Annotated in this window: 17 protein-coding genes; 8 read left to right on the top strand and 9 right to left on the bottom strand. The window is 65.3% G+C overall.

Annotated elements, in window-relative coordinates; genetic code table 11:
- Positions 1-20: 20 nt before the first annotated feature.
- The 8 genes from ACSQ3P_RS11190 to ACSQ3P_RS11155 all read right to left on the bottom strand — a co-directional run bounded on the left by ACSQ3P_RS11190 (position 21) and on the right by ACSQ3P_RS11155 (position 10,706).
- Positions 21-2,306 carry a glycosyltransferase family 4 protein gene (locus ACSQ3P_RS11190; RefSeq protein ID WP_436165649.1) on the bottom strand — a complete coding sequence of 762 codons (2,286 nt, stop codon included), beginning with the start codon at positions 2,304-2,306 and terminating at the stop codon, positions 21-23.
- Positions 2,303-3,262, bottom strand: a complete 960-nt coding sequence (locus ACSQ3P_RS11185) for a class I mannose-6-phosphate isomerase (RefSeq protein WP_436165648.1) — start codon at positions 3,260-3,262, stop codon at positions 2,303-2,305. Before ACSQ3P_RS11185 ends, ACSQ3P_RS11190 begins: the two co-directional genes overlap by 4 nt.
- A gap of 248 nt (positions 3,263-3,510) precedes the next feature.
- Positions 3,511-3,924 (bottom strand): DUF1236 domain-containing protein, encoded by a 414-nt coding sequence (locus ACSQ3P_RS11180; RefSeq protein WP_436165647.1) that lies wholly within the window; start codon positions 3,922-3,924, stop codon positions 3,511-3,513.
- A gap of 391 nt (positions 3,925-4,315) precedes the next feature.
- Complete coding sequence (locus ACSQ3P_RS11175; RefSeq protein ID WP_436165646.1) at positions 4,316-4,696, bottom strand: response regulator; 381 nt, start codon at positions 4,694-4,696, stop codon at positions 4,316-4,318.
- Between the two features lie 47 nt (positions 4,697-4,743).
- The gene (locus ACSQ3P_RS11170; RefSeq protein ID WP_436165645.1) at positions 4,744-7,941 is read right to left on the bottom strand and encodes a chemotaxis protein CheB; all 3,198 of its coding nucleotides are present in this window, start codon (positions 7,939-7,941) and stop codon (positions 4,744-4,746) included.
- 369 nt (positions 7,942-8,310) lie between these two features.
- Positions 8,311-8,961 carry a hypothetical protein gene (locus tag ACSQ3P_RS11165; RefSeq protein WP_436165644.1) on the bottom strand — a complete coding sequence of 217 codons (651 nt, stop codon included), beginning with the start codon at positions 8,959-8,961 and terminating at the stop codon, positions 8,311-8,313.
- Positions 8,962-9,146: 185 nt separating this feature from the next.
- On the bottom strand, positions 9,147-10,052 hold the full coding sequence (locus ACSQ3P_RS11160; RefSeq protein WP_436165643.1) for an alpha/beta fold hydrolase: 906 nt from the start codon (positions 10,050-10,052) through the stop codon (positions 9,147-9,149).
- Between the two features lie 18 nt (positions 10,053-10,070).
- Positions 10,071-10,706 (bottom strand): DUF2239 family protein, encoded by a 636-nt coding sequence (locus tag ACSQ3P_RS11155; protein WP_436165642.1) that lies wholly within the window; start codon positions 10,704-10,706, stop codon positions 10,071-10,073.
- A 106-nt stretch (positions 10,707-10,812) separates the two neighbouring features.
- Between ACSQ3P_RS11155 and ACSQ3P_RS11150 the strand changes: the two genes are divergently transcribed.
- Positions 10,813-11,145, top strand: coding sequence for a GIY-YIG nuclease family protein (locus ACSQ3P_RS11150; protein WP_436165641.1), 333 nt, complete (start codon positions 10,813-10,815; stop codon positions 11,143-11,145).
- Here the strand turns inward: ACSQ3P_RS11150 and ACSQ3P_RS11145 are convergent.
- Positions 11,142-11,621, bottom strand: a complete 480-nt coding sequence (locus ACSQ3P_RS11145; protein ID WP_436165640.1) for an Lrp/AsnC family transcriptional regulator — start codon at positions 11,619-11,621, stop codon at positions 11,142-11,144. The genes ACSQ3P_RS11150 and ACSQ3P_RS11145 overlap by 4 nt on opposite strands.
- A gap of 118 nt (positions 11,622-11,739) precedes the next feature.
- On the opposite strand from ACSQ3P_RS11145, the gene ACSQ3P_RS11140 reads away from it, so the two are divergent.
- From ACSQ3P_RS11140 to ACSQ3P_RS11110, 7 genes are all read left to right on the top strand, one after another.
- On the top strand, positions 11,740-12,936 hold the full coding sequence (locus ACSQ3P_RS11140; protein ID WP_436165639.1) for a diaminopropionate ammonia-lyase: 1,197 nt from the start codon (positions 11,740-11,742) through the stop codon (positions 12,934-12,936).
- Between the two features lie 11 nt (positions 12,937-12,947).
- Positions 12,948-13,607, top strand: coding sequence for a glutathione S-transferase family protein (locus ACSQ3P_RS11135; protein WP_436166237.1), 660 nt, complete (start codon positions 12,948-12,950; stop codon positions 13,605-13,607).
- Positions 13,604-14,767 (top strand): M20 aminoacylase family protein, encoded by a 1,164-nt coding sequence (locus ACSQ3P_RS11130; RefSeq protein WP_436165638.1) that lies wholly within the window; start codon positions 13,604-13,606, stop codon positions 14,765-14,767. Before ACSQ3P_RS11135 ends, ACSQ3P_RS11130 begins: the two co-directional genes overlap by 4 nt.
- Positions 14,768-14,901: 134 nt before the next feature.
- Positions 14,902-16,410, top strand: a complete 1,509-nt coding sequence (locus tag ACSQ3P_RS11125; protein ID WP_436165637.1) for a lyase family protein — start codon at positions 14,902-14,904, stop codon at positions 16,408-16,410.
- Positions 16,411-16,656: 246 nt separating this feature from the next.
- Positions 16,657-17,589, top strand: a complete 933-nt coding sequence (locus ACSQ3P_RS11120; RefSeq protein ID WP_436165636.1) for a dihydrodipicolinate synthase family protein — start codon at positions 16,657-16,659, stop codon at positions 17,587-17,589.
- Positions 17,586-18,755 (top strand): mandelate racemase/muconate lactonizing enzyme family protein, encoded by a 1,170-nt coding sequence (locus ACSQ3P_RS11115; protein WP_436165635.1) that lies wholly within the window; start codon positions 17,586-17,588, stop codon positions 18,753-18,755. The genes ACSQ3P_RS11120 and ACSQ3P_RS11115 overlap by 4 nt, the downstream gene beginning before the upstream one ends.
- A gap of 146 nt (positions 18,756-18,901) precedes the next feature.
- Positions 18,902-20,164, top strand: a complete 1,263-nt coding sequence (locus ACSQ3P_RS11110) for an ABC transporter substrate-binding protein (protein ID WP_436165634.1) — start codon at positions 18,902-18,904, stop codon at positions 20,162-20,164.
- Positions 20,165-20,270 lie beyond the last annotated feature (106 nt).

Here is a 20,270-nt window from a genome sequence, read left to right as displayed (position 1 = left end):
TGTGCGTGCTCGCCGGAGGCTCAGGCGTGCAAGGCCCGAAGCGGCGCCAGTTTCGGGCGGTCCCCGCTGATGCGGGCTAGCTGGCGAATCTCGGCGAGGCTGATGAGGTAGGATACCACGGATTCGCCGCCGCGGTTCTCATTCGCTCGGTCGCGGTGCAAGCCGTCGCGACAGGCGCCCGTGTCCAGATCGACCAAGGGGGATGAGAGGTCGTTGTGGCCCAGGAACCAGGCGAAGGCGCGCGCCGCTTCGGCCCGCCATTGCGGATCGCCATCCGCGCGCCAGGCGGCAAGGGAGGCAGAGATCGTCGCGGTCGCCTCCAGCGGCTGCTGATCGAAGGCCTTGGGCGCACAGCGCTTGTCGCCGAAACTGTCCGAGCCGACCGGCCTGAACAAGCCAGCTGGCGTTGTCTGCAAGGCCGTGAGCCAGCGCAGCGAGCGCAAGCCGGCCTCGACATAAGCCGGGACTTTCATCGAAACCCCGGTCGCGATCAGGGCCTGGGGCAGGCGCGCATTGTCATAGGACAACCCGTCCTCGAACCAGACCCAGTCCGGCGTCTCGACCGCCGACATCAGGCCGAGCAGCCGGTCGGCCAGCAGTGGGCGCAGCCAGATCGCCGTCGCCGGGGCACCGGCAATGGCGCAATAGGCGTCCAGACCGAGCAAGGCGAAGCCCCAGGCGCGGGGCGAGGTGAATTCCTCGACCACGGGCAAGGCTTCCGCGAACAGGGCGGCAGCCCATTGCCGACGCGATGGGCTGATATCGCTGCGCGCGCATTCGCCAAGCGCCCAGAGTGTCCGTCCGTGGCTGTCTTCCGAACCGGTATCCTCGAGCCAGCGCCGGTCGAAGCTCATGAAATTGCGGAATCGCCGCGTATCGGGGTTCCAGGCATGCTGGACGAACGAGGCGAAACGCGCCGTCAGCGCGTCCGACAGGCGCGGCTCACTGGTGCTGTTCAGCACGCAGGCGAGGAGCAGCGCCCGGGCATTGTCGTCGACGCAGTAGCCATGCGTGCGATCGGGCACGGAATGGACGGCGTGCTGGAACAGGCCGGTATCGTCGCACATGCTCAGGAAATGGCACATCCGCATCTCGGGAGGCGCGGCGATCTGCGGCAAAGGCTTCGCCTGGGCTGTACCTGCGACCACGCTCAGCATGCGGCCCCGGCGCGCCGCCTCGAATGCCGCGAGATAGCGCTTGGCGGTTCGCTCCCACGTCATCGAGCGGCTGCTCGCATAGGCGCGCAGCCGCATTGCCTGCCGCCGGCTGTCATCGGTCAGCAAGCCGGCGATCTCGTCGCCGATCGCAACCGCATCGCCGAACGGCACCAGGATGCCGCGCCCATCGGCGAGCAGTTCCTGCGCGTGCCAGTACGGTGTCGAGACCACCGCCTTGCCCAGGCCGAAGCTGTAGGCCAGCGTCCCGGACGTCATCTGCGCCTCGTTGAGATAGGGCGTGACATAGACGTCGCACATCGAGATGAAGCCGAGCAGCGTCGCCTGGTCGACGAACTGGTCGAGGAAGACCACGTGATCCTCGACGCCGAGCTCGCGCACACGGCCCATCAGGCTGGCGCGATAGGCCTCGCCCTGCTCGCGGACCAGATTGGGATGCGTCGCGCCCAGAACCACATAAACCGCGTCGGCGCGGCGGCGCAGGATCGAGGGCATCGCGTCGATCATCACCTCGATGCCCTTATTGGGCGACAATAGCCCGAAGGTCAGGATGACGGAGCGGCCGCTGAAGCCGAGCCTGGCCTTGGCTTCGTCAGGCTCGAGAAAGGCGAATGCGGGAATGCCGTGTGGGATGACCTCGATCTTGTCGGCGGGGAGCCGGTAGACTGTCCGCAGCAAGTCGCGCGCCTTCTCGGCCATGACCACGACCCGCGCCGAGGCGTCGATGATCCGCTCCATGACGTCGCGCTGCACGGCAGTCGGCGCGGACAGGACGGTATGCAGGCTGGTGACGACCGGCACCGTCAGACGCGACAGCAGCGCCATGATGTGGCCCCCGGCTTCACCGCCGAAGATCCCGAATTCGTGCTGGAGCGAGACGACGTCGAACCGGCCGTCATTCAGGAAATCGGCGGCGCGTGCGTAATCCTCCAGCCGCTCGTCGCGAACCTGGCAATGGACGGAAGGCGGGTAGTCATAGCCATGACCATGGTCGTTCATGGCTATGATGGACGTGTCCACGCCCGCACCCGACGATGCGACCGCCTGCTGCAGATCGGTGGTGAAGGTCGCGATCCCGCAGCGGCGCGGGAGCGAATTGCCGATGAAGGCGATGCGGTGGAGCGGGCTCATGGTCTTGTCTCCGTCAAGGGGATCGGCAAACCCGCCAGTGCGGGGAGGAGCAGCGGTGGCTGAAAAGCGGCGTTGCCCGGCGCAAGCGCAGAGCTTCCGTCCAGGGCGCGCAAAAGGTCATGGCTCGGCTTGGCGGCCTCATAGGCCACAAGGCAGGTCAGGCCATCGCGGCCTGCCTTGATGCGCATCGTCTGGGCCTCGACGAAGCAGCCCTCGCCGATGCCTGCCTGGGATGGTCCGAATTGAGCATCACCGGCGATGACGACCAGCCAGGTCTCGTGCCTGGCGTCCAGCTCCCAGGTCGAGCCTGCCGCCAGATCGAGTCGTTCGAGGACGAAATAGGGGCTTGCGACGAGCAGGGTCCTGGTGTCGCTCAGGCGCTCAGGCGGCGCCTGGCTCTCGGCAGGCCCGGCATGGGCGGCGGCGACGCCCGGCTCGATATGAAGCTCGCGCGCACGGCCATGGTCGAACAGGCGGAACGTCGTATCGCTGCGCTGCTGGATCTCCGCGAGCACGAGGCCTGCGCCGATCGCATGGATCGTTCCCGCCGGCACGAAAATGACGTCGTCCTTGACGGCTTTGCGCCATTGCAGGCGCTCAGCGATCGACCCGTCCGCGATGGCGGAGCGCAATTGCGCGCTGGTGAGGACGGATGTCAGCCCAACGCCGACCGTGGCCTCCGGCGTAGCCGAGAGGATGTACCAGGCCTCGGTCTTGCCATGTGCCTGCCCCATCGCCTGCGCGAGCGCATCATCCGGATGCACCTGGATCGACAAGGCCTCCTGCGTGAACAGCAATTTAAGCAGCAAGGCAGGCTCGGGCGCCTTGGGATCGCGCCGCTGAAACCAGAGCTCGCCGATCGCGACGCCGTCATGTCCGGCCTCGCTCCACGGCGAAAGATCGGTCGATCCCCAAGGCTTGGGCACGATCTGCACACGGGTCTGCTCGAGCGCCATATCGGTCTCCTCTTGCACATCGCCGGCGATCGCTCGACAGGGCTGTCGAGCGATGCGGCAATGGTCGGCGACGGCTTTCAATGGCGCAGATGTCGAGGGGCAAAGCCCGTCGAGAGCGGCATCGTTGCGCGAACTAACGCGCATCGAACGGGCCAAGGCCCACCCCATCGCTGGAGCAGGCCTGTGACCCGGTATAGAGGAGCGGCTGCGCGCGAGGGCGCGGCCACTTCTGGGTCAGGCGATCCGGCTTACTGGATGACCTGCACGACGCGGTGGGTCCTGGGATCGACCAGTACGGTGCGGTTGTTGATCACCGTGTAGCGATAATTGGTCTCACCATATTCACGCGGCACCTCATAGTAGGTGACGCCTTCATTCGGCAGTGTCGCGCCGACGACGAGCGGCTCGGCATAGGTGTAGGACGGACGGCGCTGCTCCACGACATAGGTCTGGAACCGCGGCGTCTGGTCGCCGATGATCGCCCCGACCACCGCTCCGCCAACACCGCCGACGACGGCGCCAACCGGGCCGCCGACGATCGCGCCGCCAATCGCTCCGGTCGCCGCGCCGCCAACCGCGCCACCGGCTGCCGGGGCATTCTGGGCAAAAGCCGTCGCAGGAATGATGGCGATGGCGGAAATCAGGGCAAATGTCTTCAGCATGGAAGTAATCCTTCGCATGAACCAGCCGGAAAGGATATCCCGTGAATTGGTCAGGTGGCTTTAAAACACGCAGATTATAGAAATGTTCCGCTCGTTTATTTTGCAAAAGCGTCGATCGACCAGATAAATTCTGAAAAATTTTAGGACAAAAACTAGATTAATCGTATCGGATCAGAAATTTTGCCTTCCGCATCATGTGTCGATTAAGCCCTTCACATCGAATGCATAAATGCCTTCCCAAGCCGCAACGCGCCTCACAGGGCGCTTTGGGGGAGAACCGGGATGACAGGCGCTTTTGCGAGCGAGATCCGAACGGCGACCCGGCATGCGATTGCATCTGCCTCTGCGGTTCGCGTCAGCCTTTTGAAGCGGCTGGATCAGGCTCGCGGGATCAGGCCTGCGGGATCAGCCCGATCAGCATGTCCACGAGCCGCTCGGACATGACGGGCTTGGCGTAGACGAGAAGGTCGGGATAGCGCGCCTTCAGTGAAGGCGGCAGTCCGACGCCGGTCTGAAAGATCAGCGGAATGCCGCGCGCGACCAGGATATCGACGACCGGCGTCACATCGCCGTCGCTCAAGTTCACGTCGAGGATGGCGGCCGTCACACGGCTCGATGCGAGCAGGCTAAGAGCCTCGCGCACGCTTCCTGCCGGCCCGACGACAAGACAGCCCGCATCCTCGACCGCCAAAGCAAGGTCGAGCGCGATGAACGGCTCGTCGTCGACAATCAAGATCGCCGGCAGCAGGGGCAGGGGCAAGGTATGGAGCAAGGCAGGACTCCTGCTCCAATCGTGAGCACTGGTAGATTAAAACGATTTTACTGAAGCAATCGTTCCATTGGCATCGACAGGCGGACGATCAGCCCTTCCGCCTTCCAGTCATAGGCGAGCACGCCGCCGAGCTGGCCCTCGATGCTGCGGCGTACGAGCAGGCTTCCGAACCCTTGTCCAAGCGGCGGACCAGCGACCGCCGGCCCACCGCGCTCCTCCCAGATCAGCGCCAGAGCGCCCTCGACGACGGACCAGGAGATGGCGATATCGCCCTTGGAGGATGACAGGGCCCCATATTTGGTGGCGTTCGTCGCCAGTTCATGCAGAACCAGCGCCAGGCTGGTGACCGCCTGCCCGCCAAGCGGCACGTTCGGGCCATTGATCGCCACGCGGGCACGATCGCCCTCCTGTTCGCGATAGGGCGATGCGATCGCCGTCACCAGCGCATCGAGTGTCGTGCCCCGCTTGATCGCTTCGCCGCCCCCGCCCAGTGCCGGGATGATCAATTCATGCGCGCGCGCCAGGGCCTCGAGCCTGCCCCGGATCGCCCTGGCCATGTCCTGCGGCGTGCCGGCCGAGCGCGCGCTGAGCGAAACCACGCCGTTGGTGACCGCGAACAGGTTCTTGATCCGGTGATTGAGTTCGCGGACCAGGAGGTCCTGCGTCTCTTCCGCCTTCTTGCGCTCATTGATGTCCATGAAGGTGATCACGACGCCATCCACGACATTGTCCATGGTGCGGTAGGGCCGCATCCGCATCAGGAAACTCATGCCGTGATGCTTGATCTGCACTTCGCGTTCGACGACCGAGAGTTCGCGCAGGACCTGGCGCGCATCGTCCTCGATCTCGTCATAGCCGAGCATGGAGGTGATGTCGGTGATCGGGCGCCCGCGATCGCTGTCGCGCAGATGAAAGATATCGGTCATCTTCGGGGTAAAGCTTTTGATGCGCAGATTGCTGTCCAGGAAGCTGGTGGCGATCTCGGTGCTATCGAGCAGGTTCTTCAGATCGCTGTTCAGATGCGTCAGCGCCTCGTTCTTGCTGACCACCTCGGCATTGACGGTCTGAAGCTCCTCATTGATCGACTGCATCTCCTCCTTCGAGGTTTCCAGCTCCTCGTTCGACGATTGCAGCTCCTCATTGGCCGATTGATATTCTTCCGCCGCGGCCCGCCTTTCCTCGTTGATCGTTTCCAGCTCGTCGACCGTCGCCTGCAGCTGCATCCTCACCGTCAGCAGTTCGTGCTCCATGGCGGCCGTGGCGGCGGCTTCGCTCGCGATCGTCGCCTTCCTGCTGCGGCTGACGACACGGATGCCGTCATCGCGAAAGGCGACGACGCATAGTCCGCCCTCAGCGAGCGGCTCGACGATGACGGTGACAGCCCGGATCTGCCCATCGATCCTGACCGGCACGGCCTCGTGCACCGCCGCGGCTTTCTTGGAGAGTGCCTGCTGCAGCGTGCTTCGCACGATCGGCCGCAAGGCCTTTCGCAGGATGCCGAAGAGGTTGAGGCTCGCCGCTCCCGAAGACGGTTCGAGATAGTGCCCGGCCTCACCGCCGGAAAAGCGCAGGATATCGTGGTGCTTGTCGATGACGACATAGACGGGAGAGTATTTCTCGAGCATCCGGCGCGCGGTCTTGTCGATCCGGTCTTCTCCCGGACTGGCGGCAAGCCCGGCCGGCGGCAGATCCGGAGTTGCGAAGGAGGCCGCGCGGAGCGCGACGTCCGGCAAGGTGGCAACCGTGTCCTCGCGCCGGAAGATGCGGTGCTTCTTGTCGCTGTCGGCAAAGAGCCTGCTCTGGCGCGTCATGCTTTCCGACGGCCCGAGAAACAGCATGCCATCCGGCTTGAGCGCGTAATGAAAGGTTTTCAGCACGCGGTCCTGCAGGGCCGCATTCATATAGATCAGGAGATTGCGGCAGGAGATCAAATCGAGCTTGGAGAAGGGCGGATCCTTGGTGACGCTGTGGGTCGAGAACACGCACATCTCGCGGATCAGCTTCACCGGGCAATACGCGTCGCCGTCGGCGGAAAACCATTTCGCCAGCCGCTCGGGCGTCACGCCGGTCATCTTGCGGTAGCGTGCATGGCGGGCGAAGGCGATCGCGGCGTTGTCGATATCGGTGCCGAAGATCTGGACTCTCACCGCGCTTGGTCGCTGCGCAATGATCTCCCTTACGAGAATGGCGAGCGAATAGACCTCCTCCCCCGTGGCGCAGCCCGGCACCCAGATCCGGACAGTGTCATCGTCGCGCTGGTCGCCCGCAAACTTCGGCGCCAACGCAGCCTGCAGCGCCGTGAAAGCCTCTGGGTCACGGAAAAACTGGGTCACCCCGATCAGGAGTTCGCGGAAGAGCAGATCGATCTGGTCCGGGTCGTCACGCAGGCGGGCGATATAGGCCGGAACTTCATCGATCTGCAGCACCTGCATGCGGCGCTGGACGCGACGAACCAGGGTCTTTTCCTTGTAGTGGACGAAGTCATGGCCGATCTGGCTGCGCAGCAGGGCGCTGATCGTGACCAGATGTCTGCCTGCGTCGCGCCGTGTTCCATCATCGTCCTTGCGCGGCGCGACCAGGGAGAGATGGCGTTGATGGTCGAGCAACCGCGCCGGCATCTGCTCGACCGGCATCACCTCGTCGACGAAGCCGGTCGCCGTGGCGCTTTGCGGCATGCCGCTCATTGCAATGTGGTCGAACTCCGCCTGAGCCAGGGTGAGGCCGCCATTCTCCTTGACCGCCGACAGGCCAAGCGCGCCGTCATTGCCGGTGCCCGCGAGCACGATGCAGACGGCATTTTCGCCCTGATCTTCGGCAAGCGAGGTGAAGAACGTATCGATCGGCCGGCGCAAGGCGCGCGGCGGTGCGGGTTTGGAGACCTGCAAGCGACGATCCCGGAGGATCAGGGTCGCGTCCGGTGGAATGACATAGACCGTGTTCGCCGCCGCCATCACGCCGTCTTCGGCTTCCAGCACGCGCATGCCGGTCGCTTGTCCCAAAAGGTCGGTCAGCATGCTCTTATGGTCGGGCGCCAGATGCTGGACCAGCACGAAGGTCATGCCGCTCTCCGTCGGCATGGTCTTCAGGAAAGCCTTGAACGCATTGAGCCCGCCGGCCGATGCGCCGATGCCGACGACCAGGCCGAGGCCGTCCGGCGACGGCTTCGAGGCGCCCGGTTCCGAAGGGCGCTCGCCCGCAACCTTGCGGGCGGCTTCGAGCGTGTCGCTGCGGCTCTGCTGGGTCATGAGATCCGCCTGGGGCTACGCATATACGGCGATGGTATCGCGCGAAGAAGGAGGCCGCTTGCCGGAAGGCGCTCCCTTGCAAAATCCTCACGATGTTGGAAAGGCCAGGCCGCTTCGTCCCCCGACTGGAGGCACCCTAGACGCAAGTTTCACCGGGGTCCATCGCCGGGCTTTACTGAGGCGGCGCGTGAAAGAACGCGGCGCTTTTTCCGCGAGAGATCTGAGGCCTCGCACGGATTTGGATGTACCGGTCCCCAACCCGGGACGCTAGAGCAGTTGCCGATCCGATTGGATCGTTCAACTGCCCTAGCTTTCTGTCTCAACGCGTTGTCTTCACGCGAGCCGGTGTCCGTTTCGCTCGAAAACGCTCTAGGCTCGCTTGAGCAGCCACGCGGTGAAGCGCTCACGGAGGCTGTTCAGCATGCGGATCATGGGGTCGTTTTCGATGATCGGCCCGCCGCTCAAAGCGAGGCCCAGGGCGCCACCCGTCCCTTTCGTGACGCTTTGGGGATAGGTCAGCAGCGTCTTGCCGGTTCGGGCGTCGACGACCTCGATACTTGCGGTGAGCGTGTTTTCATCGCCGGACTGTCCCGCCCACAATATCGCCCCGAAGCGCGCATTGGCGTCGAGGATCAGGGCGTGGTGCATCGACACGACGATGCGCACGGGCCGGGCCCCGTGAAGCTGGCCTTGAAGCGGCCCGGTAAACGAGGTCTTCACTCGCTGGGAGAACTGGCTGGCGATGTAGGCGCGATACTCTTCGAGCGGCAGAGTGGGTTCGATGATCTGCTGGGGGAGGCCGCGCTCTTCGCTCGGCTTGACGATGATCTCCAGCCGTTTGAGCTTCATGAAGTCGTGCTTGACCGACATCCAGCCGGAACGCGCCACGGGTGCGACGACGCCTTCGACCGAAACCACCTTCCACGTCTTGATTTCGTCGACCGAGAGCGGAGGCACACTCGTCACACAGCCGGCGAGGGCTGCCGTCAGCGCCAGGGCAAAGAGGCGACGTGTCAGCATAAGCGGTATCTCCCCATACCCGCCTCCGGCGAGCCTCAGGAGGCGGGCTTATCGACCAGCCGAACACGCGCATAGAGGGTGAAGCACCCACGACACCGCTTGTTGCGCAATGTGTCCGCTTCACAACACAGGCGGGGGGCGCCTCGGACTTGTCAGCGATCGCCGGCATTCCGGCCGGCTGTCCTTCAAGCTTTCTGAAACCGAGCACTGCGCGTATTTTCGACGATCGCTCGAACCACCCTGTCGTAGAGCGGCGCCGGCAGGTCGTGGCCCATGCCGTCGATGATCATGAGCCGGGCGCCGGCGATCGAGGCAGCGATATCCTCGCCGGCTGCCTTTGGGACCAGGGGATCATCCGCGCCATGCACCGCCAGGGTCGGCGCGGTGATGTGGCTCAGGCGCGGACGCAAATCGCCGGTTGCGGCGATGGCGGCGATCTGGCGGCTCGTGCCGGCTGGATCATATGACCGTTCCAGCTCGCTCATGATGAGTGCGCGCTGGGCCGTCTCGTCGAAGGGATAGCCCGGACCGGCGATGCGACGCGCGAAGGCGAGGCTGTGGGCGAGATATCCCTCCAGGTCCACTGAAGGAGCCGGTGCCGGTCGCATCAGCATCGCCATGACCTCCGGCGCTGCCTTGGGAAGCTCCGGATTGCCGGTGGTGGACATGATCGCGGCGAGTGACAGGGTGGGGTGCGGATACGTGCTCGCAACGATCTGCGCGATCATCCCGCCCATCGAGCGGCCAACCAGATGGGCCTGTTCTATTCCCAGCGTGTCGAGCAGGCTGGCCGTGTCGTCGGCCATGTCCACGAGCGTATAGGGAACCGCGAACGGCTGTCCGTTGGCGGCGGCGGCCGAGAGGGTGGCGAAATCCGGGGCGGGATGGTCGCACAGATGCGTCGACAGGCCGGCATCGCGATTGTCGAACCGTATCACGCGAAAGCCCTGAACTGTCAGCCTGTCGCAAAACTCCGGGCTCCATCGCAGCATCTGCGTGCCCAGGCCCGCTATCAGCAGGATCACCTCGCCATCGACCGGGCCGAAGCTCTCATAGGCGATCGTGACGCGGTTCGTTTCCACATAGGGCATGGCCCGGCGAGCCTTTCCTCAGATTTCGGTCGGCTGGACGTGATCGCCCCGGGCCAGGCGCAGCGTGTGGTCGCGGATGTCCTCGGGCCAGGTCGCCATATGCGATTCCATGCGGGGCCGGTCGTCGGCAAACAAAGCGCGCGCCGCCTCCTCGAAGCCGGCGAGGTTGCCGGCCATCGCCGACATGAAGCGATAGGCGGTTTCCCGCGCCACCCGTCGCTGCTGGCTCGCGCCGCCAGCACGCCGAGCCTGCTCGACCAAGCGTCGCAAGGCGGCGGAGGCGCCGCCTTGCTGCGCGGCGAGCCAGTCCCAATGCCGGGGCAGCAAGGTCACCTCGCGGGCGATCACGCCCAGCTTCGGGCGACCCTTGCCGCGCGGTCCGGCCGCCGTCTCCTCCTCGGTCTGCAGTGGCTGGGTCTGTGGTGGCGCCAGTCGCGCGGCGAGCGCGGGCAAGCGCGCGATCACATCGGCTTTGGTGCCGCGGAGATCGAAATCGATCGCCTGTCCCGAGGCGTCGTCGAAGACGAGCAGGGGCTGGAGCGAGCCGCCATCGACCGCCTCTTTCACCGCAAGGGCGACCTCGCTCAGGGAGCCGGAGGCCAGCCGTCGGGGCCCTTCGAAGGCGGTGCAGGATGGGGCGAATGGGTCGGACATGGCGGGTCTCTGCGTTTTCTCGCTTTATATCCGGGTAAAAATATTCTATGTCAATATCACCCGGGTGATATTGGGCGCGGGTCTTTGACGGATGAAGGAGAGCGGCATGCGCGCCGAGGACAGGAAGGCGGCCGTTTCCGCTTACAAGGAACGCAAGATCATCAGCGGCGTCTATCTGATCCGCTGCGCCGCGTCGGGAGAGGCCTGGATCGGCGCATGCGCCGAGCTGAGCACCATCCAGAACCGGATATGGTTCACGCTGCGCTTCGGGAACCACCCGAACAAAGCCTTGCAGCAATGCTGGGCCGAGCACGGAGCCGAGGCGTTCTCCTTCGAGGCGCTCGAGCGGCTGGAGGAGGACGATCCCTATATCCGGACTGCACGGCTCAAGGAGCGGGCCGCGCATTGGTGCGAATGGCACAAGGCGGGGCGACTCTAAGCCACCGGGACAGCAAGGCCCGCCTTGACGCGGTCCATGGCGACGAAGGTCCGAAATTTGCGGATATTGGCGTTGCCGAAGAAGAGCCGGCGCGTCAGCGCCTCATAGGCCGCCATGCTCGGCACCAGCACGACGAGCATGAAGTCGACATCGCCCGTCACATAATAGCATTGCTGCACCTCGGGCGTGGCCAGGAAGCTGCGCTTGGCCTCGTCGATATCCCCGGCCGTTTCGCTGACGAGCTCGACCTCGACGAAGATCGTGATGGGATGGCCGAGCGCGGCGGGATCGACGATCGCGACATTGGCCTGGATGACGCCGGACTGCTCCATCCGCCGGATCCGGCGCTGCACGGCCGGCGCCGACAGGTTCACGCGCTCGCCGATGACCCGCTGCGGGGCGGTGTTGTCCTGTTGCAGGATCGCGAGAATGGCCCGGTCGAAGGCATCGAGCGGATGGGGCGGATTCTCGGGCACGGCGATCTCACGAAACAAATCTGCGACGAAACAAACTTGCATTGAGGCCCTTCGATTGCAGCGCCTTTTTCGCGTTGCTTGCAATATTCCTTCGAGACCGCATTCAAGCGAGGTCGCGATGTTCCTGCTCAACCAGCATGCCGATTACCGTAGCGCCCTCGTTCCCGTCGATGCCGAGACACTCGGCGCCGCGGGAGCCGACGCGATCGGGCGCCATCTCGCTGAGCGCAGCAACCATGCGGTGACGCCGCTCCATGCTTTGCCGGGGCTGGCAGCCGAGTTGGGCATCGGGGCCCTGCATGTGAAGGATGAAGGCCACCGTCTCGGGCTCGGCAGCTTCAAGGCGCTGGGCGGGGGCTATGCCGTGATCAGGCTGGTGCTGGAGGCCGCCGAAATGCGGCTTGGCCGGAAACTGGGCGAGGATGCGTTCCGGGAGCCCGAGGTTCGCGCGATTGCCGCGGAGATGACCTTTGCCTGTGCCACCGACGGCAATCACGGCCGCTCGGTCGCGCAGGGCGCGCAGCTCGCCGGGGCAAAGGCGGTGATCGTCGTCCACGCCGGCGTCAGCGAGGAGCGGATCGCGGCGATCGCCCGCTTCGGCGCGCAGATCATGCGCGTCGCCGGAACCTATGACGATTCCGTCGTCGAGGCCGCCCGCATAGCAGGGGAGAAAGGCTGGATTGTCGTCTCCGACACCTCCTGGGATGGTTATGAGCGCATCCCCGGCCTTGTGATGCAGGGTTATACCGCGCTCGTGCGCGAGGCCTTGCAGCAGCTTCCCTCCAGGCCGACCCATGTCTTCGTCCAGGCCGGCGTTGGCGGAATCGCGGCGGCGGTGGCCGCGCATCTGGCGCTCGTGCTGGGCGAGGCGCGGCCGGTCTTCACCGTGGTCGACCCCGCTCGTGCCGCCTGCATCTTCGAGGCCGCTCGCGCCGGCCGACCGGTCAAGGTGGCTCATGGCGAGCCCACTGTGATGGCGATGCTGGAGTGTTACGAGCTGTCGCCCATCGCCTGGCGTGTGCTGTCGCGGGTCGCGGACGGCTTCATGACGGTCGAGGATGCGGATGCAGTCGCAGCGATGAACCGTCTGGCCCGCCCCGGGGTGGGGGATCCCGCGATCGTTGCCGGCGAAAGCGGCTGCGCCGGTCTGGCCGGGCTGATGCGTGCAGCAGCGGACCCGGCCATCCGGTCGGCGCTGGGTCTCGACACCTCGTCGCGCGTGCTGGTGATCAACACCGAGGGCGCGACCGATCCCGAGCGCTACGCCGAACTCGTCGGGCTGACACCGGCCGAGGTCGCGGGCAGGGCGGCGTGATGTCCGACGGCCTGACGCTGCTCTACCAGAGCCACTCCCCCTATGCCCGCAAGGTGCTGGTCAGCGCCCATGAGCTCGGGCTCGCCGACAGCATCGATGTCGTCCATCACGAGACCAGCCCGACCAACCGCAACGATGCGGTCTTTGCGGCCAATCCCTTGGGGAAAGTGCCGGTGCTGCTGACGCCGGATGCCGGCGCGCTCTTCGATTCGGTCGTCATCTGCGACTATCTCGACCGGCTCGGCGGCCTGGGCAGGCTGATCCCGCGCGAGGGACCGGCGCGCTATCAGGCGCTGCGTTTGCAGGCATTGGCCCAGGGCCTTTGCGATGCAGGCATCGCGCTGCGCTGGGAGACGCTGCGGCGCCCGGAAGCCCTGCGCTATCCGCCTTTGGCGCAGGGACAGGCGATGAAGCTGCTCGAAGCCTATGAGCATCTGGAAACGCAAGTCGAGTTCGGAGCGCAGGTCGCCACTGGCCAAGTCACCGGCGGCCAAGTCTCCATCGGTGAGATCGCGCTGGCGACGGCGCTGGCCTGGCTCGAATTCCGCGATCTGCCAGGGTTCCGCAAATGCGCGCCGCGGCTCACCGCGTGGTATGACGATTTCAGCCAGCGGCCCTCGATGCGCGCCACACCCTATGACGGCGAAACGCAGGATGGAGGACCGCAATGACGACGCTCGATCATGACGCGCTGGTGGCCGAGATGACCGCCTGGCGGCGCGATCTCCATGCCCATCCCGAGCACGGCTTTGAGGAGAACCGCACAGCCGCCTTCGTCGCGGCCAAGCTGCGCGAGTTCGGCCTGAGCGAGGTCGCGGAAGGCATTGGCGGGACCGGCGTCGTCGGCACGCTGACATGCGGAACGGGCAACCGGGCGATCGCGCTGCGGGCCGATATGGACGCGCTGCGCATCACCGAGCAGGGCGATCATGCCCATTGCTCCCGGGCGCCGGGCGTCATGCATGCCTGCGGGCATGACGGGCATACCGCGATGCTGCTCGGCGCCGCGAAAATGCTGGCGGAGCAAGGCGGCTTCGACGGCACGGTGCGCTTCGTCTTCCAGCCGGCGGAGGAATGGGGCAGGGGCGCGCTCGCCATGCTCGCCGACGGGCTGCTGGAACGGTTCCCCTTCGAGGAGATCTTCGGATTGCACAACATGCCCGGCCTCGCCATCGGGCAATTCCAGACCAAGGCAGGGCCGATCATGTCGGCCGAAGATAATTTCGAGATCGTGCTCAAGGGCGTCGGCGGCCATGCGGCGCGTCCGCAGATGGGCAATGAGGTGCTCGTCGCCGCCTGCGCGCTCGTCACCAATCTCCAGACCATCGTCTCGCGCCGCCTGAGCCCGACCGATATCGGCGTCGTCTCCGTCACCGAATTGCTGACCGACGGCACCCGCAACGCCCTGCCGGGTCTCGCCCGCATCCTCGGCGATGCGCGGAGTTTCAGGCCTGAGATCAGCGCCAGGATCGAAGAGCAGATGGGCATCATCGCCCAGGGCACCGCACTGACCTACAACGTCACAGCCAAGATGACCTATACCCGCGAGTTCGTACCGCTGCTGAACGACGAGGCCCTGGTCGAGGAAGCCTTCACTGCCGCGCGTGACGTCTTCGGCAATGCGGCGGTGACGACGGCGCGCGAGCCGATGACCGGCTCGGAGGATTTCGCCCGCTTCCTGGAGCATGTGCCGGGCTGCTTCGCCTTCGTCGGCAATGGCGAAGCGTCGTCCCCACTGCACAACCCGACCTACGACTTCAACGATGAGGGCCTGATCTTCGGCGCGCGCTTCCATGCCGCGATCGCACGTCAGCGCCTGCCTGCCGCATAGGCTTTTCGCCCGAGCAGGGCGAACTCTCTTGGGCGCATTCGCCAGAGGCTGTAGCTTTCACTCGGAACCGCGCCCTGGCTGCGCGACCGGAGCGGAATGCGGCCAGGGTGATAGCTCTGGGGAGGACAAGAACCATGCTCGGGACAAGAACCGCCTTTGCGGCGCTGCTGGCTGTTACTTGCGCGGCTCCGGCCAACGCGCAATCGGCGCCCAAGCGCGACGAATTCTACTGGTTGGGCGAGATCAACAAGGCGAGTGCCGTCATCAACACGGATGAGGGCCTGCTCGACCCCGCACTCGCGCCACGGATCGCAGCAGGCCTCGACAGCATGCTCAAGGCAGCGGAGAAGCCCGGCGCCAAGCGGCCGACGCTCGTCATCACCTTCGAGCCGCTGCTGATCGAAGCCGCCGGCGTCGAGGCAACCCTGCTGCATGCCGGCCGCTCGAGCCAGGACATGCTTGCCACCGTGCGTGCGGCGATGATGCGCGACGAATTGCTGCGACTGGACGAGCGGCTGCGCAAGGTCACGGCCACCATGGTCGCGCTCGCCGAGAAGCATGTCGGCACCATCGTGCCGAACTACACCAATGGCGTCGCCGCCCAGCCCAACAGCTATGGGCACTATCTGCTCGGCCATGTCGCGGGGCTCGATCGTGACGCGCAGCGCCTGCGCGAGGCTTTCGCCCGGCTCGATCGCTCGCCGATGGGCACGACCGTGCTGAACGGCACCAGCTGGCCGCTGAACCGGAACCGCATGGCGAGCTATCTCGGTTTCGTGGATACGGTCGACAATGCCTATGACGCGGCCCAGATCGCAGCGGCCGAATTGCCGGTCGAAGTCGGCGCGCTCGCCACCAGCATCGCCTTGCATGCCGGCGCCTTCATCGAGGACGTCATGACCCAGTATGCGCAGCCGCGCCCCTGGATCCTTTTGGCGGAAGGCGACGGCAACACCTATGTCTCCAGCGCCATGCCGCAGAAGCGCAATCCCGGCCTGCTCAACAGCACGCGCAGCCAGGCCTCGAGTGTGATCACTGCGGGCATCGGGCGCGTCATCCAGGCTCATAATATTCCGCCCGGCATGAGCGACGTGAAGAGCGTGCGCGACAATGCCGCGGTGATCACCGGCACGATTGCGATGCTCGATGGCTGGGACCGGATCCTGAACGGGCTGGTCATCGATCCCGCCCGGGCGCTCGAAGAGCTCAACAGCGACTGGACGGCCTCCCAGGAGGTCGCCGATGTGCTGATGCGCACATACAAGCTGCCCTTCCGCGTCGGCCACCACTTCGCTTCCGAGGTGGTCGACTACGCCAAGGCGAACAATATCCGACCCACGGATTTCCCCTATGCGGAAGCCCAGCGGATCTACAAGGCCACGCTGAAGGAGATGAGCGTGACGGGTTCGGAGCTGCCGCTAAGCGAGGCGGAGTTTCGCGCCACGCTGGATCCGGTCGCCATTATCCGCAACCGCGCCACGGCAGGCGGGCCGCAGCCTGCCGAGATGGCGCGCATGCTGGGCTTAGCCAAGCAGAAGCTGGCGCAGCAGGAGCAATGGACCAAGCAGCGGCGCGACAGGATCGATACCGCGCTTGCCGGGCTCGACCGCGATTTCGGAAAGGTTCTGGAACGCGCCAAATAACGGCGCGGTTCTGAGCCGAAACAGCAAGCTCCGGGTAATCGCCGACGCCCCCCGGGCGGCCTCCGGGGTTCCACACCACTCCAAACCTCGAATCGTAACCTCGGCTTCGGCAGCCTTCGACGACGTTCCTGTCGTCGAAGGCTGTCGGGGACCGCCGCGACGCGGCTTGACCTGATCGGGGGTGCGAACTACGATCCATATATAATAACAATCGATCCAACATATGGATCAATGGGAGGTTAGGTCGTGTTGCAGGGCATCCTTCCGGTGCTGCCGACACCGTTCACGGCGGAAGGCGGCATCGATGCCGCCGCCATGGCGCGGGTTACCGATTTCGCGCTTGGCGCTGGTGTGGACGGCGTCGTCTTCCCCGGCTTCGCCAGCGAGGTCGACGATCTCACCGCGGCGGAACGGGTGGCCTTGCTGAAGGTCGTGGTCGAGCGCGTCGCCGGCAGGGTTCCGATCGTCGCAGGCGCCAGTGCCGCCAGCGTCGCGGAAGCGGTCGGTCATGCCCGCGAGGCAATGGGTTTCGGCGTCTCGACTGTGATGATCCAGGCGCCCAAGAGCGTCGGCGCCGGCTTCGAGGCCGTGGCTGCCTTCTACAGGGATATTGCCGATGCGGCGCTCGGGCTTGAGATCGTCCTGCAGAATGCGCCGGCGCCGCGCGGTTCGGATCTGAAGCCCGAGACGATCCTCGATATCGTCCGGGGCAACCGCGCCATCACCTATGTCAAGGAGGAGACGCTGCCCTCGGGTTTGGCGATCTCGGCGCTCATCGCTGGCAAGCCTGCCCATCTCAAGGGCGTGATCGGCGGTGGCGGGGCACGCTATTTCATCGACGAATATAATCGCGGCGTCTGCGGCGCGATGCCGGCGGTCGAGCTTTCGGATGTCCATGTCGCGATGGACCGCGCCTTCCGCGCCGGCGAGATCGGTCGTGCCCGCGAGCTTTATATGCGCACGCTGCCGCTGCTGGTGATCCAGGCGAATTTCCGCATGGCCTTCACCAAGCATGTGTTGTCGCGGCGCGGCGTTCTCGACAATCGGGTCGTGCGCGCCAAGGTTCCACCGATGGACGTCCATGACCTCGCCGAGATCGACGCCTGGCTCGATGCGGCAGGCGATCTGATGCAGGCGGCGGCTCCACCCAGCATGCGTGTCGCCGGAGCGCGGGGATGAGCGAGCGGGTCGCCAAGGTCGATGTCTTCTCGATCACCATTCCGCGCGACGTGCCCTATCTCGGCGCGCTGCGCGAGGGCGAGACCGTCAACGAGCGCGGCTATGTCGTGCGCAAGGGCAATCGCACCGTTTATCCCGTCGTTGACCGCACCGTGGTCGTACGTGTGGAGACGACGGGCGGCGCGGTCGGCTGGGGCGAGACCTATGGCATCGTCGCGCCCGGCGCCGCGATGGCGATCATCGACGATCTGCTCGGCCCTTTCGTTGTCGGCCGCGACCCGCGCGATGTCTGCGTGATTCATGACGATCTCTACGATCTGATGCGGGTGCGCGGCTATACCGGCGGCTTCTATTGCGATGCGCTGGCGGCGATCGACATCGCGCTCTGGGACATCTGCGGCAAGCTTGCGAACCTGCCGCTGGTCAAGCTGCTGGGCGGGCAGCGGCATGAGCGCCTGCCGGCCTATATCTCCGGCCTGCCCAAGCCGACGCGCGGCGAGCGCGCCGATTTCGCGGCGCAGTGGCAAGCGCAGGGCTTCGACAGCTTCAAATTCGCCGCGCCCGTCGCCGATGACGGTGTCGTCGCGGAGATGGAGACCCTGCGCGCGCGGCTTGGGCCATCAGCGCGCATCGCTTGCGACATGCATTGGGTCCATGGCGGCGAGGAGGCCGTCGCGCTGATCAAGGCGATGGAGCCGCATGGCCTCTGGTTCGCCGAGGCGCCGGTCAAGCCCGAGGATCTCGACGGGCTCAGCCTCGTCGCCTCCCGCGTCGCGACGCCGATTGCGGCTGGCGAGGAGTGGCGCACGGTCTATGATCTGGTGCCGCGCGTGGCGCGCCGCGCCTGCGCGATCATCCAGCCCGAGATGGGGCACAAGGGTGTCACCGAGTTCATGCGCATCGGCCTCTATGCCCAGGCGCATCATCTCAAGCTCATTCCGCACGCCACGATCGGCATCGGGCTGTTCCTGGCCGCGAGCCTGCACGCGAGCTCCGCTTTGGCCGCGGTCGAGTGCCACGAATACCAGCACTCGATCTTCGAGCCCAATCGCCGCCTGCTCGTCGGCGACATGGATTGCCGTCAAGGCCTCTACAGCCTGCCGACGGGCGCGGGGCTGGGCGTCGAGCCATCCAAAGCGGCGCTGGAGCTTCTGCGCAAGCACTAAAAACAAAACACGACCGGGGAGGTCACGTCATGCCGAGGACCAGAGCGTTTTCAAGCGAAGTGGAATCCGGTTCGCGTGAAGAAAACGCGTTAAAACGAAGGGCTAGAGCTATTGAACGATCCAATTGGATCGGAAATTGCTCTAGGTTGTTTCTATCCGCTGCCGCTGTCGCCCTGGCGCTGACGGCGGGGTTTGCATCGAGCGCGGCGCTTGCCCAGGGCAAGGTTCTCAAATTCGTCTCCTGGCAGAAGGATGAGCGCGGCGTCGGCGACTGGTGGGGCTCGGTCATCAAGGAATTCGAGGCGACCCATCCGGGCGTCAAGATCGAATGGACCAAGGTCGAGCGCGGCGCCTATGCCGATACGATGACGACGCTCTTCGCCGGCGGCAAGCCGCCCGACATCGTCCATCTCGCCTCCTTCGAGTTCCAGAAATTCGCCGATAACGGCTGGCTGGAGCCGCTCGACGGCTACATCAAGGACGCCAAGCTCGACATGAAGGGTTGGGCCGGCCAGGACACCTGCGTCTTCAACAAGCAGACCGTCTGCACGATGATGCTCTATTTCGGCTATTTCCTCGCCTATAACGAGGAGATGCTCAGGAAGGAGGGGCTGCAGGTCCCGAAGAATTACGCCGAGTTCGTGGCGGCCGCGCGCAAGCTGACCAAGGATCTGAACGGCGACGGCATCATCGACCAGTTCGGCACCGGCCACGAGACCAAGGGCGGCGGCGGCCAGTATATGAGCGAGATGATGAACTACACGCTCGACGCCGGCGGGCGCTGGACCAATGACGCGGGCAAGGTGACGATTGACACGCCGCAGATGGTCGAGGGCCTCTCCCGCTGGAAGACCGTCGTCAAGGACAGCCTGACGCCGCGTGATCTCGCCGCGGGCGAGGTCCGCCAGATGTTCGCCGACGGCAAGATCGCCTTGAAGACGGACGGCCCCTGGCTCTGGCCGATCATCCAGAAGGGCAAGGCCAAGGATCAGATCAAGCTCGTCATGTCGCCGTTCAGCCCGCCTGTCGGCGGCTCCTCGAACGTGCTCGGCATCGCCAGCGACATCCCGAAGGACAACAAGAAGCTGGTCTGGGATTTCATCCAGATCGCAACTTCGGACAAGTTCCAGAGCAGCTATGCGACGCTGGGCGCCTCGCCGCCGCCGAGCCCGCGCGCCGACGTCTCGGCCGCGTCCAAGGAGACGCCGCATTTCGACCTGCTGGTCCAGGCGACCAAGGCGGCCGCCGACGCCAAGATCGACCGCATCCCCAAGGGCCTGGAGCTCGTCTTCAACGAGTTCGCCAAGATGGTCATGGAGGAATCGCAGCGCATGATCATCCAGGATCTCGATCCGAAAATCGTCGCCGCGACCATGCAGCGGAAGGCCGAGGCGCTGCAGAAGCAGTGAACGTCCCTTCTCCCCTTGCGGGAGAAGGTGCCCCGAAGGGGCGGATGAGGGGTGGTCGTGCGCTGCCTGGTTGGCTCTGCGATCCGCTAACCCGCAAGGGCGGCGC

Origin of the sequence: Allobosea sp. LjRoot9 (assembly GCF_964252745.1) — a bacterium.
Taxonomy (GTDB): Bacteria; Pseudomonadota; Alphaproteobacteria; order Rhizobiales; family Beijerinckiaceae; genus Allobosea.
The sequence above is the reverse complement of the archived record's forward strand: the minus strand, read 5'-3'. Positions and strand labels throughout refer to the sequence as shown.

Bases quoted from the DNA above. Each gene is read 5' to 3' on its own strand.
- ACSQ3P_RS11190 (WP_436165649.1), bottom strand. From the start codon at position 2,306: ATGAGCCCGCTCCACCGCATCGCCTTCATCGGCAATTCGCTCCCGCGC.
- ACSQ3P_RS11185 (WP_436165648.1), bottom strand. From the start codon at position 3,262: ATGGCGCTCGAGCAGACCCGTGTGCAGATCGTGCCCAAGCCTTGGGGA.
- ACSQ3P_RS11180 (WP_436165647.1), bottom strand. From the start codon at position 3,924: ATGCTGAAGACATTTGCCCTGATTTCCGCCATCGCCATCATTCCTGCG.
- ACSQ3P_RS11170 (WP_436165645.1), bottom strand. From the start codon at position 7,941: ATGACCCAGCAGAGCCGCAGCGACACGCTCGAAGCCGCCCGCAAGGTT.
- ACSQ3P_RS11165 (WP_436165644.1), bottom strand. From the start codon at position 8,961: ATGCTGACACGTCGCCTCTTTGCCCTGGCGCTGACGGCAGCCCTCGCC.
- ACSQ3P_RS11160 (WP_436165643.1), bottom strand. From the start codon at position 10,052: ATGCCCTATGTGGAAACGAACCGCGTCACGATCGCCTATGAGAGCTTC.
- ACSQ3P_RS11155 (WP_436165642.1), bottom strand. From the start codon at position 10,706: ATGTCCGACCCATTCGCCCCATCCTGCACCGCCTTCGAAGGGCCCCGA.
- ACSQ3P_RS11150 (WP_436165641.1), top strand. From the start codon at position 10,813: ATGCGCGCCGAGGACAGGAAGGCGGCCGTTTCCGCTTACAAGGAACGC.
- ACSQ3P_RS11140 (WP_436165639.1), top strand. From the start codon at position 11,740: ATGTTCCTGCTCAACCAGCATGCCGATTACCGTAGCGCCCTCGTTCCC.
- ACSQ3P_RS11130 (WP_436165638.1), top strand. From the start codon at position 13,604: ATGACGACGCTCGATCATGACGCGCTGGTGGCCGAGATGACCGCCTGG.
- ACSQ3P_RS11125 (WP_436165637.1), top strand. From the start codon at position 14,902: ATGCTCGGGACAAGAACCGCCTTTGCGGCGCTGCTGGCTGTTACTTGC.
- ACSQ3P_RS11115 (WP_436165635.1), top strand. From the start codon at position 17,586: ATGAGCGAGCGGGTCGCCAAGGTCGATGTCTTCTCGATCACCATTCCG.